This is a genomic window from Acinetobacter sp. YH12156, assembly GCF_013418235.1.
Lineage (GTDB): Bacteria > Pseudomonadota > Gammaproteobacteria > Pseudomonadales > Moraxellaceae > Acinetobacter > Acinetobacter pseudolwoffii.
In genome coordinates, this window is sequence record NZ_VPCL01000003.1 from 124,972 (window position 1) to 143,217 (window position 18,246).

General features: G+C 45.2%; 15 protein-coding genes and 1 rRNA gene. 7 read left to right on the forward strand and 9 right to left on the reverse strand.

Translation table 11 applies throughout. The features are described from left to right. Position 1: 1 nt before the first annotated feature. The 4 genes from FTU87_RS05440 to FTU87_RS05455 are packed head-to-tail and all read left to right on the forward strand — an operon-like array spanning position 2 to position 3,570. Entirely contained in the window at positions 2–826 is an 825-nt protein-coding gene (locus tag FTU87_RS05440; RefSeq protein WP_005095813.1) for an acetyl-CoA carboxylase carboxyltransferase subunit alpha, read from the forward strand. Next, entirely contained in the window at positions 763–2,139 is a 1,377-nt protein-coding gene (tilS, locus tag FTU87_RS05445) for a tRNA lysidine(34) synthetase TilS (protein WP_180096774.1), read from the forward strand. The genes FTU87_RS05440 and tilS overlap by 64 nt, the downstream gene beginning before the upstream one ends. A gap of 2 nt (positions 2,140–2,141) precedes the next feature. Continuing rightward, positions 2,142–2,981, forward strand: coding sequence for a pyrroline-5-carboxylate reductase (proC, locus tag FTU87_RS05450; RefSeq protein ID WP_005095818.1), 840 nt, complete (start codon positions 2,142–2,144; stop codon positions 2,979–2,981). Between the two features lie 19 nt (positions 2,982–3,000). Beyond that, on the forward strand, positions 3,001–3,570 hold the full coding sequence (locus tag FTU87_RS05455; RefSeq protein ID WP_005095820.1) for a YggT family protein: 570 nt from the start codon (positions 3,001–3,003) through the stop codon (positions 3,568–3,570). Positions 3,571–3,873: 303 nt separating this feature from the next. On the opposite strand, the gene polA is transcribed toward FTU87_RS05455, so the two are convergent. Continuing rightward, entirely contained in the window at positions 3,874–6,636 is a 2,763-nt protein-coding gene (gene polA / locus FTU87_RS05460; RefSeq protein WP_180096775.1) for a DNA polymerase I, read from the reverse strand. 161 nt (positions 6,637–6,797) lie between these two features. Here polA and FTU87_RS05465 point away from each other — a divergent pair, with 161 nt between their 5' ends. Further along, positions 6,798–9,506 carry a DUF2339 domain-containing protein gene (locus FTU87_RS05465; protein ID WP_180096776.1) on the forward strand — a complete coding sequence of 903 codons (2,709 nt, stop codon included), beginning with the start codon at positions 6,798–6,800 and terminating at the stop codon, positions 9,504–9,506. A gap of 48 nt (positions 9,507–9,554) precedes the next feature. On the opposite strand, the gene FTU87_RS05470 is transcribed toward FTU87_RS05465, so the two are convergent. Together FTU87_RS05470 and FTU87_RS05475 are read right to left on the reverse strand one after the other, a co-directional pair. Continuing rightward, on the reverse strand, positions 9,555–10,478 hold the full coding sequence (locus FTU87_RS05470) for a mechanosensitive ion channel family protein (RefSeq protein WP_180096777.1): 924 nt from the start codon (positions 10,476–10,478) through the stop codon (positions 9,555–9,557). A 9-nt stretch (positions 10,479–10,487) separates the two neighbouring features. Next, positions 10,488–11,267, reverse strand: coding sequence for a hypothetical protein (locus tag FTU87_RS05475; RefSeq protein ID WP_167381259.1), 780 nt, complete (start codon positions 11,265–11,267; stop codon positions 10,488–10,490). Positions 11,268–11,411: 144 nt separating this feature from the next. Here FTU87_RS05475 and gspE point away from each other — a divergent pair, with 144 nt between their 5' ends. Continuing rightward, a complete protein-coding gene (gene gspE, locus FTU87_RS05480) occupies positions 11,412–12,899 on the forward strand; it encodes a type II secretion system ATPase GspE (RefSeq protein WP_005172539.1) in 1,488 nt (495 codons plus the stop codon). A 49-nt stretch (positions 12,900–12,948) separates the two neighbouring features. Here the strand turns inward: gspE and FTU87_RS05485 are convergent, their stop codons facing one another. From FTU87_RS05485 to FTU87_RS05510, 6 genes are all read right to left on the reverse strand, one after another. After that, complete coding sequence (locus FTU87_RS05485; protein WP_100355709.1) at positions 12,949–13,341, reverse strand: DUF4951 domain-containing protein; 393 nt, start codon at positions 13,339–13,341, stop codon at positions 12,949–12,951. Between the two features lie 174 nt (positions 13,342–13,515). Beyond that, positions 13,516–13,941: an organic hydroperoxide resistance protein gene (locus FTU87_RS05490; protein WP_005095836.1), complete on the reverse strand. Its 426-nt coding sequence runs from the start codon at positions 13,939–13,941 to the stop codon at positions 13,516–13,518. 105 nt (positions 13,942–14,046) lie between these two features. Then, positions 14,047–14,874: a carbon-nitrogen hydrolase family protein gene (locus FTU87_RS05495; protein ID WP_074384078.1), complete on the reverse strand. Its 828-nt coding sequence runs from the start codon at positions 14,872–14,874 to the stop codon at positions 14,047–14,049. 20 nt (positions 14,875–14,894) lie between these two features. After that, entirely contained in the window at positions 14,895–15,413 is a 519-nt protein-coding gene (gene gigB, locus FTU87_RS05500) for an anti-anti-sigma factor GigB (protein ID WP_004647542.1), read from the reverse strand. 112 nt (positions 15,414–15,525) lie between these two features. Beyond that, positions 15,526–16,494 carry an RsbU family protein phosphatase GigA gene (gene gigA, locus FTU87_RS05505; protein WP_005172534.1) on the reverse strand — a complete coding sequence of 323 codons (969 nt, stop codon included), beginning with the start codon at positions 16,492–16,494 and terminating at the stop codon, positions 15,526–15,528. 102 nt (positions 16,495–16,596) lie between these two features. Further along, complete coding sequence (locus FTU87_RS05510; protein ID WP_180051049.1) at positions 16,597–17,487, reverse strand: VacJ family lipoprotein; 891 nt, start codon at positions 17,485–17,487, stop codon at positions 16,597–16,599. Positions 17,488–18,025: 538 nt separating this feature from the next. On the opposite strand from FTU87_RS05510, the gene FTU87_RS05515 reads away from it, so the two are divergent. Further along, a 16S ribosomal RNA gene (locus FTU87_RS05515) occupies positions 18,026–18,246 on the forward strand; the annotation flags it as partial.

An 18,246-nucleotide genomic window follows, 5' to 3' on the forward strand; every position in this document is an offset into this window, starting at 1 on the left:
TATGAAAAATAAAGCGACTCCATCAAAAGCATGGGCGACAGTGCAGATTGCACGTCATCCGGAACGTCCACAATTTCTGGACTATGTGGGTGAAATATTCACTGAATTTGATGCTTTACATGGTGACCGCCTATATGGTGATGATGGTGCGATGATTGGTGGTCTGGCGCGTTTTGATGGTCAACCTGTGATGATCGTCGGTCAGCATCGTGGTCGTAGTACCCGTGAAAAATTACAGCACAATTTTGGCATGAGTAATCCTGAGGGTTATCGTAAGGCGCAGCGTCTGTTAGACATGGCTGAACGTTTTAATCTGCCAGTCTTCACTTTTATTGATACCATGGGTGCTTATCCTGGTGTTGGTGCAGAAGAACGTGGTCAGGCTGAAGCCATTGCCACCAGTCTGGCGCAGCTTTCTAATTTGAAAGTACCGGTGATTGCAACTGTACTCGGTGAAGGCGGTTCAGGTGGCGCACTGGGTATTGGTGTGGCAGACCGTGTGGTGATGCTGTCTCACAGTATCTATTCAGTGATTTCACCTGAAGGCTGTGCATCGATTCTTTGGAAAACTGCCGAAAAAGCCGAACAGGCCAGTGAAGCCTTGGCGCTGACTGCAGAAAAATTGCAGAAAATGGGCATTGTAGAATATGTGGTGGATGAAGGTGAGGGCGCTCATTTAAATCCGGATCATGTCATGAACAGCTTGAAAGCAGTGTTGAAAGAAGCTTTGAATGAACTGCAACCAATGGAAGCGCAAGCACGATGCGAAGCACGTTACCAACGTTTAATGAAGTTTGGCAGCGACAATTTAGGTCTGGTTTCTTAAAACAGCTGCAGGGCTTTCCTGCAGAGACAAAATTTCTCATCGGGTGCAGTGGCGGCGTAGATTCTATGCTGCTACTGCATCTGATGTTTTTTTTATGCCCGGAAAAAGTTCGGGCGATTTATATCGATCATCAATTACAAGCTTTTAGTGCAGATTGGGGCAAGTTCGTGGCAGATCGATGCCAGCAACTGAGTATTCCCTGCATCATCCAGCCGGTTCAGGTCAAAAATGGCAATCTGGAACAGCAAGCGCGTCATTGCCGTTATCAGGCTTATTTACAACATTTGCAAACGGATGAAATTCTGGTGCTGGCGCATCATCAACAGGATCAGGCAGAAACCTTAATGCTGCGCCTATTATCTGGTGCTGGCGTGGATGGTTTGGCGGCCATGAAACAGGTTGATGTACGTGAAAATCTCACCATTTGGCGGCCACTGCTGGATATTTCCCGTGAACAGATTTGCCAATGGGCAAAACACTTAAATATTCAAAATATTGAAGATCCGAGCAATGCTGATACCCATTATGACCGGGCCTGGGCACGCCAGACCTTGTGGCCAGTTTTGAGTGAACGTTATCCGAAAATGCAGTCTGCGCTGGTACGCACCAGTGAACTGATGCAAGATGCCCAGCAAATTTTGCAAGAAGTGCTACAACAAGATTTACAGGCGTGTGGAACCGATACGCAACTTGATTTGTCTAAACTTCTACAACTTTCAAGATCACGGCAACGCCAGTTACTCTCCGCCTGGATGAAAGGCGAAGCGCAGTATCGCCCCTCTTTAGATATGGTCGAGCGTCTGCAACGCGAGGTAATTCATGCCAAACCCGATGCGCAGGCGGCCTTACACTGGAAAGATTATTACTATGTACGCTATCAGCAGCAACTATATCGTTTGACAGAAGAGGTTTATTTGGCCGAGCAGCAACAGCTTCAAACTGGCCTAAAAACCTTGAAAATTGCGTTAAAAGATCATGTGCAGGTCTTGTCCGGAAAATATGTCATTGAATCTGCAAAGGTGGGTTTATCCACAGCATTATTGCAGCAGCCCTTATACTTGCAGCAGCGTCAGGGGGGTGAAAAGATCCATCTCTATGGTCGTGTTGGCGCCTGGCCGCTGAAAAAAGCCATTCAGGAAGCGCAAATATTTCCTTGGGTTCGGCATACTATTCAAATATTAAGCACAGATAATGTTATGCTAGGCGTGTTTACCCCTAAAGGATTTTGGTTGGCCCAATCTGCATATTGTGAAGCAGGGGGATGGCTGCCGATTTCGGTTTCTTCAACTTTAGAACTCAACAACGAGCATTAAACATGAGTGCAGCTTTAAATTGTAATATTAGTTTTATTGGTGGCGGTAATATGGCCCAAGCCTTAATTGGCGGCCTGATTTCGCGTGGTTTGCCAACAACACGTATTACAGTTTCTGATCCGGTCGAACAAGTCCGTGCCTTACTGGCGGAAAAAGAAATCAACGTGACCGATGATAATAGCGCTGCAATTCAGGATGCAGATATTGTGGTGTTTGCGGTAAAGCCTCAAGTTTTGGCACAAGTGTTACAGCCTTTAAAAGGTCTGGTCAATGATAAGCTGATTATTTCCATTGTTGCCGGTGCGGAAATAGCGACATTGGCAAGCTTATTGGGGACAGCGCGTATTGTACGGGTCATGCCGAATACGCCAGCCTTGGTACAAACCGGGGCGCATGGTCTATACGCCCATGAAGATGTAGAAAATAGTGACCGTGATTTGGCCAGTCAGGTTTTAGCCTCTACGGGCTTGACCATTTGGGTGAATTCAGAAGCGCAAATTGATGCGGTGACTGCTGTATCGGGTTCGGGGCCGGCTTACTTTTTCTATATGATGGAAAGTATGATTCGTGCGGGCAAAAATTTAGGGCTGGATGAAAAAGTGGCTACGGCGCTGACCTTGCAAACGGCTTTAGGTGCGGCACAAATGGCGATCACCAGTTCGAACACCCCAGCCGAGCTGCGTAAAAATGTGACCTCTCCAAATGGAACGACACAGGCAGCCCTTGAAGTCTTCGATCGCGCCCAGATTTCTCAAAATATTCAGGCCGCACTTGCCGCTGCACAAAAACGCAGTCAAGAACTGGCACAAGAGCTCAGTGAAAGCAGCAAATCTTCAGTTTAATTTTTAGGAACGTTCAAGTATGGGTGCAAATTCTGCGCTAATTTTTGGCATTATCATTAACGTCGCGATTTTGCTCGTATTCTTCCGATTTTTAATGCAATTGGCTGCTGTCAGCCCCTACAATCCCGTGGTTCTTTCGACTGTAAAAGCCACTAAAATTGTAGATGTGTTTGGTCGAATTTTCCCAACTTTGGCCAAAGGCCGTGTCAATACTGCCGCTTTGGCATTATTGGTGGTACTGTATTTGCTGAAAATTTTCGGCATGATGTATCTCTCTGGTGGCATGCCGAATGGTCCTGTGCATTTACTGATTTTGACCTTTGTCACCATGATGCAGGACTTGATCCGTTTCTGTCGTTATTTGATTTTCGCTACGATTATCTTAAGTTGGGTGGTGATGTTTACTCAGTCTCGTTCACCGTATATTGAAGTGGTTCAGGAGTTGGCTGAACCATTGCTGGCACCTTTCCGTAAGATTATGCCAAATATGGGGATGATTGATCTCTCTCCAATTTTTGCTATTTTAACCTTGATCATCATTGAAATGATCATGAACCAGGTGGCAATTGTATTGTTGACCGGTCTTTAATTGGATTCAAATAAAAAGGACGCTGAGGCGTCCTTTTTATTTGCGCCTCCTTTTTCTAAAGGGAGGTTGGGAAGGATTTAAATCTCCCCAAACCCCTCTTTTTCAAAGAGGGGCTTTACCTTACATCTTCCAACTCAAAATTATGGACTTCAAGAAAGGCATAGGAATAAGTAAATGAAAGTTCCTCTTCCTTTGGGATGGGGAGCATTGCTTCGTAAGGGAAGAGGGGATTAAAACTAACCTGCATCCCTTTGCCGAATATATGCCTCATCTCCTATAGGGAGGAAGGGGCTTAGAGACACATTAATGCGCCTCATCCCAGTTTTTACCTTTACCGACTTCAACCACCAACGGTACAGAAATCTGCAATACCGATTGCATGACTTCAGCCAGTTTCGGTGCCAATTCATCGGCAATAGCTTCATCGACTTCAAACACCAGTTCATCGTGGACTTGCAACAGCATTTTGGCCTGATCTTTTGGCAACATCTTGTCGACTTCAATCATTGCCATTTTAATGATATCTGCAGCCGAACCCTGTAGCGGGGCATTAATTGCAGCACGTTCTGCTGCTTTACGCACCATCATATTACGAGCATCAATATCCGGTGTATATAAACGACGACCAGAAACGGTTTCGACAAAACCTTGATCGAGTGCCACCTGACGGGTGCGTTGCATATATTCATAAATCCCCGGATAACGATGGAAATACTGTTTAATGTATTCTTGTGACTCTTGACGAGTAAAGCCCAACTGACGGGTTAGACCGAATTCAGACATGCCATAGAGCAGACCAAAATTCACGGCTTTGGCTTGGCGACGTTGATCATTTGTCACCTCTTCAAAAGCGATGCCCAAAACTTCTGCTGCAGTACGACGATGCACGTCCTGACCGTGATTAAAGGCATGTACCAAGGCTTCGTCTTGGGAAAAATGCGCCATGAGGCGTAATTCAATTTGTGAATAATCGGCAGCGAGCAGCACACGACCTTTCGGTGCTACAAAAGCTTTACGAATTTGACGGCCAATTTTCTCGCGAATGGGAATATTTTGTAAATTTGGATCTGTTGAAGATAGACGACCCGTTGCAGTCAGCGCTTGATGATAACTGGTGTGTACGCGGCCACTGTCATTATTGGCCTGTTTGCATAAACCATCGGTATAGGTGCTTTTCAGTTTAGACAGGCCACGATATTCCAAAATCAATGCGGCAATCGGATGATCCAGTTTTTCTAAAATACTTTCACTGGTGCTGTATTGGCCAGTCGAGGTTTTTTTGCCGCCTTTGAGGCCGAGCTTATCAAACAAAATTTCACCGACTTGTTTTGGTGAGCTGACATTAAAACTTTGGCCTGCTAATTCAATAATCTGGTTTTCCAGATTCTGAATGGTTTGTGCAAATTCTTCACTGAGCTGGTCAAGGAAATGCACGTCTAACTGAATGCCATTTTCTTCCATTTTCGTTAATACACGTGCCACCGGCATTTCAATGCGATGCAAAAGCTGACTTAATTCAGGATGGACTTTGAGTTTTTCATCCAAAACTTCATAAAGACGATAAGTGACATGAGCATCTTCAGCAGCATAATGTGCAGCGGTTTCCAGCGGAATCTGGTTAAAGGTTTTCTGTTTGGCTCCTTTACCGGCAACTTGTTCATAGGTCGTGGTCAGATGGCTCAAATACAGACGCGCCACATCATCCATACCATGACGGGTTGCCACAGAATTCAGCACATACGATGCCAGCATGGTATCAAAATACCAGCCTGCCAAATGAATGCCATGATTTTCCAGTACATGCGCATCGTATTTCAGATGATGACCAATTTTCTGTACGCTGTCATCTTCCAGAATCGGCTTGATCTGTGCCAAGATGACTTCACGATTGAGCTGTTCCGGTGCGCCTTCATAATCATGGGCCAAAGGAACATAGTAAGCATCGTTGGCATCAAAGGCGACCGAGAAGCCGACAATCTGCGCGATACGATAATCCAGACTGGTGGTTTCAGTATCAAAGGCAAAACGTTTTTCGCTACTTAAGCGCGCAAACAGCTTGTCCCAGTCCTGCTGGTTTAACACACTATGATAGGTTGCTTGACCTAGCTGATCATCGCCACTGGTCACAGAAGCATGATCTTCTGTGGTGTCTGGCAGAGTTGCCGGTTTGGCGGTAATGGATCTTGCCGCCTGTTTATAATTTGAATGATTCGGGTTGTTTGGGTGATCTAAGGATTGTAGCTGATTACGAAATTCCAGCTCGGTGTACAAATGACGTAAGGTCTCGACATTCGGCTCACCCAGTTTTAAATCGTCATAACCAAAGTTAAGATCCAGATCGATCACAATACTGGCCAGTTGATGGTCCAGTGCAATGCCCTCCACATGCTCTTTAATATTTTGACCGACTTTGCCTTTGATCTTGTCGACATTTTCTAAAATGCCGCCAATCGAACCATATTCGGTTAGCAGTTTTGCCGCGGTTTTGGCACCGACACCCGGCACGCCCATGATGCCATCAGAAGCATCGCCCATCAGGGTCAGGTAATCAATAATCTGATTTGGCCATACGCCAAACTTTTCAAACACGCCATCGACATCCAGCGGCTTTTCTTTAAAGCTGTCTTCCAGGGTCACTTTGTCTGTGACCAATTGCGCCATATCTTTATCACCAGTCGAAATCAGCACCTGATGTCCCAAGGCTTCGGCACGTTTGGCCAATGTTCCGATAATGTCATCGGCTTCGGCACCCGGCAAGGTATGCAGGGGAATACCCAGTGCACGAATCAAGGCATGCAAATAAGGAATCTGTTCGGATAATTCCGTCGGCATGCTCGGGCGGTCACCTTTATAAATCGGTGAAAGCTCATGCCGGAACGTCGGTTCTGGCGTATCGAAAATCACCGCCATATGGGTCGGTTGGATCCGACGCATCAGTTTTTGAATAGCAGAAATCGCACCACGAATTGCATTGGTATGTAAACCGGTTGACGTGGTTAATGGTGGCAGTGCATGAAAGGCACGAAATAAAAAGTAAGAGCCATCGACCAAGACAAATGGTGGCATGTAATCAATTCCTTATTCAAAATACAGCGCTATTGTACGTGATTTTTACCGCGCTCGCTGAGACGAGTCTGAGTTTACAGCTTAGCGAATATCGGCCGAAGATGAAATAAGCAGCACAAGCTGTTGTATGATGGAGCGATTCAGGAAAGAGAAATATAAGAATGGCTGCAGGACGGAATGAGTTGCGCATGATCTGGCTGATTACCCTGCTGATTGCCGGGATCAGCGCTTGGTATCTGGGTTATCAGATTGTGACTTATCTGTGTGGTTTGGGGTTTATCTTTAGCGTGATGCAATATGTCACTGCGGTAGAAGCATCGATGAATCAATTGGCCGGACAGCAGCAGATGTCCTTGGAGCATAACTCTAAAGTTCCTTTATATATTTCCTCAATTACTGCCATTGTTGGTGGACTGGCTGAACTGGATTGGCTGATGGGCATCGGGATTACGGCCTGGGTATTCTTTTTGCTCAGGTGGCTGCAACGTCTGGAAGGGCGTTTGATACAGCTGCAATCGCAATCCCATTCTGCCGATCCCTTACAGCGATCACCGGATCGATCCGATTCTGTTCCATTGGTGAAAACTGAGCCTGCCCAAGAGGTAAATGACTCTCCTCATCTGGTAGATCAACTGCAGCGCTGGCTTTTCCAGGGAAATCCAGTCTTAAAAGTCGCGATTAGTATTTTGGTGATTGGGATTATTTTGCTGCTGCGTTTTGCCACCGAGCACTGGCAACTCAGTCTGGCTGCAAAATTGGGCCTGGTTGCACTGGCAAGTGGGTGTATAGCAGGGCTGGGTTATCGCCTGATGCAGAAAAATCGGAGTTTTGCTCTGGCACTGGAAGGGCTAGGTTTGGGGAGTCTGTTCCTGACCTTATTTTTTGCCTATTACAATCTGGTGATTCCCACGTTACCGTTGGCGACTTTGCTATTCCTTATCATTCTGGTTATTACCCTGTATTTAAGTCTGAAACAGGAAAGCATCGAACTGGCCTTGATGGCTTTGCTGATTGCTTATCTGGCGCCGTTTACCTTGCCGACCCGCGATGCTTCGGCTGTTGAGTTGATCAGCTATTATCTGCTGATCAATATCGGGGTAGCAGTACTGAGCAGTTTCCGGCCATGGAAGATTCTCAATCAAATTGCCTTTTTAGTGACTGCGGTCGTTGGTGGAATATATAGCCTGATTCATGGTTATACATATGAGCGTTATGCCATGACTGCGCTGATTCTGGCACATAGTGCACTGTTTATCTGGCTAGGTTTCCGTTTTAGCCAGTTGCTGGCACGACAGGATCTCTCACGTTTTCAGTTAAAACCGGTATTGGACTTAGCGCTGATTTTTGCTGCTCCTATTACCGCTTATATTTTTCTGTATCTGATTCATTTTAATCAGCCCAATCAAAAACTCTGGCAAGCCGGATTAAGCCTGTTCTTTGCACTGGTATTTGCGGCTTGCTGGACACTGCTGCGCCGTAAACAAACTATCCAGCTTATTTCACAAAGTTATCTGAGCCTGATGCTGATTTTCCTGGCCTTGGTGCCACCGATCTTATTGACAGAACAATGGAGTGTGATTGGCTGGGCAGTTGAAGGTGTGCTGATTTATTTATGGGCCTTGGAAAAAAATGTCCGGGTAGCACACTATCTGAGCATGGGCTTATTACTGATGGCCGGATTCAGCAGTCTGTATTATCTGGTCGAGATTAATCCAACACCGCGAATCATTTTCTGGATTTTGAGTCTGTGCTATGTGGCAGTCGTGGTCATCAGCCAGCTTAAAAAGCAATACCAGCAGCAGATGGATAGTCTGAGTGTCAGTTTTTTAAGCAGCGTGAGTGTCGCGGCCAGCCTGATGCTATTTGCCTTGCTGGAAGATGAGTTTTCGAGTCAGCATGCCTATGTGCTGAGTTTATTCATCATCACACTGGGCTATGTGCTGTTGAATGAAATGATTCTGCACAAAAATCAGCAATGGTCTTGGTTGCTACCGAAGTGGAGTGGTATCTCACCCTTGCTGGTCATTGCAGTGATTCTGACACTGGATCGTAGTCAAAATGCGGTGATTGTCTGGGATAGCGGTCTGGAGCGCGGGGTTTTTGCCCTTTCAGCTATATTACTGGCCATGCTGTGGCTCAGACCGCTGGCTGGTTTGCAGCTATCCAAAGAATGGATGAGTTTGGGCGTTTTTAGCAGTTTGGCTTTGGCCAGTCTGTGTCTGATCCCGAGCATGCCTTATTTCAGTATGGTGATCCTGCCTTTATTGTTTTGCCTGTGGTGCTATCGACAGGACCTGCAATCAGGCTGGCAGCAGCTTTGGCAAACCAAGTGTTGTTTATTGCTGATGGCCACTTGGCTGGTATGTTCACAGTTATTTAGTCAGCAAGCATTCCAGTATTACTGGTTGCCGATTCTGAATCCTTTTGACCTGATCAGTGTCGCCATGTTTGCCAGTTTTATCTGGATGCTGTTGCAACAGATTAAGGTTGGCCGTGATAAAGGCATGATCGCAGTCTTGATGGTGCTGAGCCTGTTATGGCTTTCCAGTTATATGGTTTTAAGAGCTTTACATGTGTATTTACACACGCCGTTTAATGATCTGGAGCTATGGAGTAATGCGACGGTGCAACTCAGCTTGACTGTACTTTGGGTATTACTGGCCTGGATTACCATGTGGACGGCGACACTCAAAAAACTGAAACCGATGTGGATTTTAGGCGGCAGTATTCTGGTGATTGTGACTTTAAAGCTCGTACTATTTGACCTGTCGCATATTGGCACCCTGACCCGGGTGATTTCCTTCTTGCTGGCGGGCGGGGTGATGCTGCTGATTGCGTATATTGCGCCGATGCCGGAGAAGGAGCATTGAATCCTCTCCCTAACCCTCTCTTTTAAAAAAGGAGAGGGAATCTAAGGATTATTTTAGACCAGGCTCTCTTTTCAATGTCTTGTCATTGGCGTATTGATCAATTTCTTCATTTTCTAGAGGACGGGAAAGTGGAGGATCGACAAAGCCCATTTTTGGCACCGGAATTTCAATCTGATTATCGACAAAGCCATTACGAATCCGTTCCTGCATTTCATCACGTACTTTCAGATAATTTTCCTGCTGGCACCAGATCGCAAACAGCAACTCGATGGATGATTCACGAAAGGCGGTAACGGTGACTGCAGGTTTCGGGTCAGCTAGAACCAGTGGATATTTATTGGCGACATCCAGCAGCACTTCTCGTACTTTAATAATATCTTCGTGGAAATTGATCGCCAGCGTAATCGGAATACGCCGTATCGGAAATTTTGACAGGTTCTGTACCGGCGCCCGAATCAGCTGTTCATTCGGCAAACGTACATAGATATTATCCTGCGTGAGGAGTTTGACTGAAAGCAGGTCAATCGAAATCACTTCACCTTCAATGGTATGCCCACGAATCAAGGTGATTTGAATAGTATCACCGACTTCAAATGAACCTTCACCAATTAGGAACAGACCACTGATCAGGTTGGATGCCGAGGTTTGTGACGCAAAACCCAAGGCTACGGTGAGAATCCCGGCGGCGCCAAGGAAGACACTCAGTTTAAAACCGGCTTCTTTCAGGCTGGCCATTACAAACAGCAGAAAAATAAAATAGAAAATCCCGCGGCGCCAGACCAGCTTCTGATGGGCATTAAAACGTACCCCAATGGTTCGAATAAAGGTATTGGAAATAAAGCGCGCAATCAGGAAACCAATAAAACATAACACCACCGCGACCAAAATTTCGGTTAAACGGTCGGTATTGATATTGGTAAATACTCCCTTCAGGCTGTTGGTGACTTCGGTCGGAATATTTGAACTTGGCATCAGACGCCCTTAGAAAAATGAATCAAACATATTAAATAAAGCGCCCGCCGGATCACGCGGTGGATGCAGATAGGCGACTTCACCGGCATTTGGCGGGGTACGGTTCTCCACCCGAATACGCGGTGGGCGGTCCGAACCTTCATGCAAGACCCGGATTTGCGAGGTCCATAAGCGCCCGGTACTTTCACTGTAAAATAACGGCAGGGCAGGCACCGGGACATTCATCCGGTCAAAGCGCAATTGCTGGTTACTGGTATTGTGAAATTCAATCGGTGTAACCGCACGAAAAGCGCGTGGATGCAATTGTTTCAGTTCAGTTCTGCCATCGACTGCAGTGGCATAGCAGATTTCACCTGAGCGATGATTCGGCCCAAACCAGGTGTCTTTTGGCAAGATCACCGGGAGATCAAAAATTGGTTCGCGCTGCCCCTCGACAAAACCAGCAATCCATAAGGGCGTGCTGATATAAAGCGTACCACGTTGTCCGGCAGGAATATAAATCGGATCAACCGGCTTGATCACCACCGAACGGTTTGCTAAACGTGGCATCAACTGTAATTTATTTTGGGTGGATTTGAACATATAACGTTCAATGTGCACCGGCGCTGGAAAGGCAAAGTTCGGATCATCAATCTGATGCCATTGCTGCTCATAATCATATTGCACCACAGGACGATAGTATTCCAGTCGCCATTCCTGAATGCCTCGAGTCAGACGAAACAGCAAGGAACCAAACTGCCAGGCTTTGGATTGATTTATTTCAAAAATCTGTTCTCCCCACCAGCGCATTTTCGCTGTATTCGGGATTAATTCATCTTTATCTTGCGGCAATGTTGGCACCCTTTCTTGCTAAATCTTTGAAAACATACTTCACGCTGTCATATGCTTAGAGTACACTCAATTTAAATTTTTTCATCATTATTATAATCCGCGATGCAAGTACTTAAACAATTACAAATCCCATATAGCTTCGCCAAGCGCCATGGTGTGCTGTTGCGTTATGAGGGAGATCAGGCCTTTATTCTGCGTCGTGACAATACCTCGATGCTTGCATTGCAGGAAGCGCGCCGTCTGCTCGGTTATCCGGCTCATTTTCAGCTGTGCAGCGAACAGGAATTTAACCAGTTACTCAGCTCCAGTTTTGCCGGAGATAGCGGCGAATCACAACAGGTGGCTGCGGGTCTGGAAGATCATCCGGATTTACTCAGTCTGGCCGATTCCGTACCTGAAGCTGAAGATCTGATGGATCAGGAAGATGATGCGCCGATTGTACGACTGATCAATGCATTATTGTCTGAAGCGATTCGGGTCGGGGCTTCCGATATTCATATTGAATCTTTTGAGAAAAAACTGTCGGTACGTTTACGGGTCGATGGCCAGCTCCGTGAAATTGTCCAGCCGCGCCGTGAACTTGCGCCGCTTTTGGTCTCGCGGATTAAAGTCATGGCCAAACTGGATATTGCGGAAAAGCGTATTCCACAAGATGGTCGTATTTCCTTGCGTCTGGCCGGACGTGAAGTCGATGTCCGTGTATCTACTTTGCCATCCTCTCATGGTGAGCGTGTGGTGATGCGTCTGCTGGACAAGCAGGCCGGTCGTTTAAATATGACCCATTTGGGCTTGATGAATAATGACTATGATCGACTGAAAACTCTGGTGCATCGTCCACACGGCATTATTTTAGTCACTGGCCCCACCGGTTCGGGTAAAACCACCACCTTATATGCCGCACTTTCTGACCTGAATGATGGTTCCAAAAACATCCTCACCGCTGAAGATCCGATTGAATATCAACTGGAAGGTATTGGTCAGACCCAGGTGAATACCAAAGTGGATATGACCTTTGCACGTGCCTTAAAAGCCATGCTGCGCCAAGATCCTGATGTGGTGATGGTGGGTGAAATTCGTGATCTGGAGACCGCAGAAATTGCGGTGCAGGCCTCCTTGACGGGGCATCTGGTGTTGTCGACCCTGCATACCAATACCGCGATTGGTGCTGTCACGCGTTTGAAGGATATGGGCATTGAGCCGTTCCTGCTTTCAAGTTCCCTGATTGGGGTAATTGCCCAGCGTCTGGTCAGAACGTTATGTCCGCATTGCGCGACCTGGCATGAAGCAGATGCTTTTGAAAAGAAACTGTTTGAAAATATTGAACATCCACAGGATTTAAGACTGCCGCAACCACAGGGTTGTGAACGCTGTGGCAATACTGGTTTTAGTGGGCGTACTGCGATTTATGAAATTGTGCCCGTCGATGATCATATGCGCCGTCTGGTTCATGGCAATGCGGCCGAATACGAAATAGAAAGTTATGCACGGCAGCAATCCGGTTCGATTCGGGATGATGGTCTACGCAAAGTTTTGGCAGGGAAAACTACCATTGAAGAAGTATTACGGGTCACCAATGAAGCAGCAGAATAATTTTTTAATCTGCTGCTTTTAATGACTTGTCCTCAGGATATCTGGATATTTACCAGAGGCTGACGATTTTTTTCATCAGTTGGGCCCGAAAAGGTGCAGTCGGATTGCCCGGATTCCGCTGAGTTTCATTTTCATAGAAGGTCTGCCAGGCCTGCGCCATTTCTAAAGTAACCCCATCCTGTTTCATTTTTTCAACATCGGCTGTGGTGACACGCTGGAAACGGACTTCGGCATCTTTGGGGCCAGCACCCCAACCAATGATACCTTTACCAAATTCAGGCAGAATCATATTGTTGGGTGTTGCAGGAATGGGCAGACGTTCAATCCCGGCATTAACTACAGATTTTACTTGGGGGCGAACTTTTTCTGAAATTTGCAGCTCTGCAAAAGAGGCAGTCGCAATGCTGAACAGGAGAGAACTAGAAATAAATAATTTGAACATGGTGACTTAAAATAAATCATTGCAAATAAGAATCATTATATATAAGTATTAAGATTTTTGCTTTTGTTTTGAAAAGAGAATTTGTTTTTAAGGGAAGATGCAGCGATTAAAATTTTATAATAGCGCTCTAGCTATCCTGAAGCATTTTTTCAGGATAGCGGTTGAATCGAAAAATTAAGTAATGACGTTTAAGTTCACATCAATATTATTGCGGGTTGCATTTGAATACGGACAGACAATATGCGCGGCATCTACCAGTTTTTGCGCTTCTTGCTGATCCATACCTTCAAGATGGATATTTAAAGTCACCTCAATACCAAACCCGGTCGGAATTGGACCAATTCCTACATCACCCTCGATATAAGCATCTTTACTCATATTCAGTTTGTCACGATTGGCAACAAATTTCATCGCACCCAAGAAACATGCCGAATAACCTGCGGCAAAGAGCTGTTCAGGGTTGGTTCCACCACCAGGTCCCCCCATTTCTTTGGGCACGGCCAATTGTACATCTAAAATCTGATCGTCAGAGGTGGCGCGGCCATCACGACCACCTGTGGCTTTGGCATGTGCGGTATAGACGGCTTTTTCTAATGACATGAGCTTAATCCCTATTTATTGTTCATGGAGCTTCTATGCTCGGCGATTTTGCCTGAAGAATAAGCAGGGATTTTGTTAATTTATGCAAGTATCCGGGCAGGTTTCTTAAGAAAGTTGTAGCAGTTTACGATGTTGCATTAAAGGCATGGATTCACGGATTTTTTGCTGTTCACTTAAATCAAAGTCCACCGTAATCAAATGTGCGCCATCAGCATGGATCATATTCAAAAGTTGGCCGCGGCTATTGGTGGCAGCTGCATGCCCCCAAGTCTGACGTTTTTCACCATGCCAGCCTTGTTGAGCGGCGCCAAGTACCGAACACTGGCTATCCATGGCACGGGTTTGCAGCAATAACTGCCAGTGCATTTCACCCGTGGTATAGGTAAATGCAGAAGGCGCAGTCAGCAGGTTTGCACCCTTAGCACGTAAGCTTAAAGCCAGTTCTGGAAAGCGCAGGTCATAACAGACCATCAAGCCGATATTGCCAAAAGGAGTCTTCGCGACGACCACCTCTGTACCAGGCTCAAAGAATTTGGACTCCTGATAACCACCGACAGCATCGCCGACTTGTACATCAAACAAATGAATTTTGTCATAACGCGCTTCGGTTCGTTCAGGACTGATACACAGACTGACAGTACGCACCCGGCCATCTTGAATGATTGAACCATCCGGACGATAAGGGCAGGGCAAAGTCCCGGCCACAATCCAGGTTTGATATTGATGGGCAAGTTGTTCCAGACGTTGTTGAATGACTTCAAATTGTGCAGCAGTTTCGCGTTGTTTGCCTGCTGCGAAACAGACGAAATTTTCCGGGAAAACAATTAACTCAGCACCATTGGCCTTACTTTGTTGAATTAAAGACTCAATCTCCACAAAATTGGCGTCAATTTCATTTTGAGAATTCATTTGTGCAACAGAAAGTAAAGTCATGCGGTCCTCTTATATAGTCGTTATACCTTTTGCTCGGAGATTTTATCTAAATTGTCTTGCTCTTTCTGTAACTGTTTGACTAAAGGTTCAAACATATTCTGGTTGCTTTGATTTAGCTTCATCAAGGTTTTATGCGCATCCAGAACGGTATTTAGCATATTTTGATGCGTGACATGTTCTTCCATCAGCGCACGGGTGCAGACATTCGGATCGCCACAATAATTCAGAATCACAAACACCTGGCTCAGTCCCATACTGTTGGCCAAAGTAGTAATGTCGGAATTGGTGGAAAGCATAACAGCCTGAATATTATGTACTTGCTTGAGTTTCAGTCCTAACTTGGCCAAAACACCCAGTACGGTACTGTCAATAAAACTGGTTTCGGTGAGATCAACGATAGCGCCAACTACGTTGTCCTGCTGTTCAATTTTGTTCAGTAATTTGTCTAGACTAATACAAGATTGGGCACGCACTTCGCCGATAAGCTTAAAAATATGCGTTCCATTCAGACTTGCATATTCAACATGACCTGTTGACATATAAATGCCATTTGCAGAGAAGGATATTAAATTATCCCATAGGGTGTATTGATACTCAAGTAGCTGAAAGTGGTAATCAAATTAAGTGCTTATAAAGTCTGTAAATATACTGCTAATTTACGCGGATAAAGCTTAAAAAGGCGATATCGTCGGCCACATGTTCTGGAGCCTGAAATGACTCATTCTGCAAGTGATGTAATAATTGCGAAAATTGCTCATTTAATCCACCATCAAAGGGTTCCAGTGCACCATCTGAACAGATGATAAAACGGGCATTAGGGCTTAATACCCATTCGTTTTCTTCAACCTCAAGCTCTTCGGTCAGGCCTAAAGGGAAGCTGCTGGTAGAGAAAATCTTAGGTTCTTGATGAGGTTCAAATATAATCGGTGGGGGATAATGTCCGGCACTGGACCATTTTAATACATGGGTTTCCAGATTTAAAATCCCGGCAATCATGGTGATGTGCTTTTCAATATTTTCCTGCATTAGCATGCCGTTAAGCTTTTTAATCAGCTCGCGCGGCGTTTTGGAGCGACCGTGAAAAGCAGCCATCCAGGACGTGAGTAAACTACTGGTGACGCCATGTCCAGATACATCGGCCAAATAGAAAATCACTTCTTTGTCGCTAATTTTCCAGTAATCATACCAATCTCCTGAAAGATAGGCTGAAGGCTGAAAATAAGTTTCGACCTCATAATTGGTCAGTTTAATCGGGTTGGGTAACAATCTTTTTTGTAGTTCTGCCGCAGAAGGCAGATCACGGCTATCCTGGTTACGTTTATATTGCGCATCAATTTTTTGCAGCGCCAGGTCAGGATTTTCAGGAAGTTTATTCCAGATCCAGCCTGCCAGCGCCCCTTGCTCCCAAGCCTGAGCCAACGCTGTGCCTTCATGCTCTAAGGCCAGCACAATGGTAGGCAGATTCCACTTATATTTCAGATAGTCATGTACATCTGCAATTGCGATAATCGTAGAATCATACAGCTCATGATCATCCAGATAGATCATCTGAATATGCGGAAGCGTATCAAGTACCTGATCTAAATAGGGAATATCACGAGTCGGTTGAATGAAATACATAAAAAAGTGATTCGATCTCAGGGTTGGTTATACGATGTACTATAACAAGCAAGGTATTGCTAGCGAACAGATTTCACTAGCAATCATACATCAAGCATGAACTTAAAGATCTTCTTCTGAAGATTCAATATTGTTCTCATCAAAAGGTATATCTTCAGAACTATCTTCTTCGAAGTCATCTTCTAGGAATAGGGTATCTTGTTCTGTACCTTTCTTTTCAGCAATCGCGTAATTGGTGCGTTGCAAGTAAATATCCCGAATCTGGGCATAACGATCACCGGTCAGCACCCCTTCAACATCCAGTATTTCCGAGCGGTTATCAATGGCACGCCAGAACTGGTCGGTCCAGTAAAGCCCATCTTCATCTTCGAGAAGATATTTTTGTGGGCGGGTTTGACTATCTACAGCAGTACCAATCACCCCACGCACTGAACTTGGGCCTAAAAATGGCAACATAATATAAGGACCAGACGCAACACCATAATAACCCAAAGTAGTTCCAAATCTCTCGTCTTCATGACTTAAACCAAGGCGACGTGCCGGATCAGCCAAACCTAAGGTCGTTAAAGTATTAATGGTAAAACGTCCCAAGGATTTTGCTGCGCGGGTCGGACGACCCTGAATCAGCTGATTGACTACATTCCAGGGTTCACCCAGGTTATTACGGAAATTGGTGTAGCTACCGCGGACATCCTGTGGAACTTTCTCAACATACTGAACAGCTATAGGACGTACCACAGTACGGTCAATCGCATCATTAAACTGATAAATCTTTCTATTTAACGGTTGGAAAGGATCTTTGACTTCTTCAGCCTGTGCTGCACTGGCATCGACTTTTAGCTGTGTCTGTAATTGTTGTGCCTTGGCCGATATTTTGGTTCTGAGTGGCGTTTTCAAAGATTCATTTTCCACAGCCGTATTGACCTCTGCGAAAACATGTACGCTTGATACTAGAGAAAATAAGCATATAGATAAGTAAATAGAACGATGCATAAGGAAACCCGAGGCCTTGTCTGAGTAAGGAGCACTACTTATTAGTATAAAAATAATAAACGTTATATTCACGAATAGACATCATTTAAGCAAATTTGTATAAAAAATGAATGAAAATACACAAAAAGAGTAAAAAATGTACATGCAAAATGATTTTCTTGAAAAAGGTGTTGCAAGCGCTCTGAAATCCTGTAGAATGCACATCCATCGGCAGTGATGAAGATTAAAACTTCTGATAAAACAGTAACTTAGCACAAAGTGTTAAGATTGGGTTTTGTTGGATAAGTTTAAATTAATTTGAATTACGGATTGACACTTTAGAAATTCAGTGTAATATAGCCGACCTAGCTTGCTGGTGACGAATCAGCAAGAAGATCATTAAGAGATTATGAAGAACAACTTGTGTGGATTTTTACTGGTTGATCGATCGAAATTATTTTCATTGATTGATGGTAAGAATGACTCGAAGTTTATTTGAGAAATATTTGTCAGAAAATTGATGAGCCAAGATTGGTGTCCTTTAGGCACTACTGATTTTAAACTGAAGAGTTTGATCATGGCTCAGATTGAACGCTGGCGGCAGGCTTAACACATGCAAGTCGAGCGGGGGAAGTTGCTTCGGTAACTGACCTAGCGGCGGACGGGTGAGTAATGCTTAGGAATCTGCCTATTAGTGGGGGACAACATCTCGAAAGGGATGCTAATACCGCATACGTCCTACGGGAGAAAGCAGGGGATCTTCGGACCTTGCGCTAATAG

Excerpts from the sequence above, each read along its gene's own strand:
- gigB (WP_004647542.1), bottom strand. The coding sequence starts at position 15,413 with ATGTCAACAGGTCATGTTGAATATGCAAGTCTGAATGGAACGCATATT.
- FTU87_RS05490 (WP_005095836.1), bottom strand. The coding sequence starts at position 13,941 with ATGTCATTAGAAAAAGCCGTCTATACCGCACATGCCAAAGCCACAGGT.
- FTU87_RS05455 (WP_005095820.1), top strand. The coding sequence starts at position 3,001 with ATGGGTGCAAATTCTGCGCTAATTTTTGGCATTATCATTAACGTCGCG.
- gspE (WP_005172539.1), top strand. The coding sequence starts at position 11,412 with ATGCAAGTACTTAAACAATTACAAATCCCATATAGCTTCGCCAAGCGC.
- FTU87_RS05485 (WP_100355709.1), bottom strand. The coding sequence starts at position 13,341 with ATGTTCAAATTATTTATTTCTAGTTCTCTCCTGTTCAGCATTGCGACT.
- FTU87_RS05465 (WP_180096776.1), top strand. The coding sequence starts at position 6,798 with ATGGCTGCAGGACGGAATGAGTTGCGCATGATCTGGCTGATTACCCTG.
- FTU87_RS05440 (WP_005095813.1), top strand. The coding sequence starts at position 2 with ATGAAAAATAAAGCGACTCCATCAAAAGCATGGGCGACAGTGCAGATT.
- polA (WP_180096775.1), bottom strand. The coding sequence starts at position 6,636 with ATGCCACCATTTGTCTTGGTCGATGGCTCTTACTTTTTATTTCGTGCC.
- FTU87_RS05495 (WP_074384078.1), bottom strand. The coding sequence starts at position 14,874 with ATGACTTTACTTTCTGTTGCACAAATGAATTCTCAAAATGAAATTGAC.
- tilS (WP_180096774.1), top strand. The coding sequence starts at position 763 with ATGCGAAGCACGTTACCAACGTTTAATGAAGTTTGGCAGCGACAATTT.
- FTU87_RS05475 (WP_167381259.1), bottom strand. The coding sequence starts at position 11,267 with ATGCGCTGGTGGGGAGAACAGATTTTTGAAATAAATCAATCCAAAGCC.
- proC (WP_005095818.1), top strand. The coding sequence starts at position 2,142 with ATGAGTGCAGCTTTAAATTGTAATATTAGTTTTATTGGTGGCGGTAAT.
- FTU87_RS05470 (WP_180096777.1), bottom strand. The coding sequence starts at position 10,478 with ATGCCAAGTTCAAATATTCCGACCGAAGTCACCAACAGCCTGAAGGGA.
- gigA (WP_005172534.1), bottom strand. The coding sequence starts at position 16,494 with ATGTATTTCATTCAACCGACTCGTGATATTCCCTATTTAGATCAGGTA.
- FTU87_RS05510 (WP_180051049.1), bottom strand. The coding sequence starts at position 17,487 with ATGCATCGTTCTATTTACTTATCTATATGCTTATTTTCTCTAGTATCA.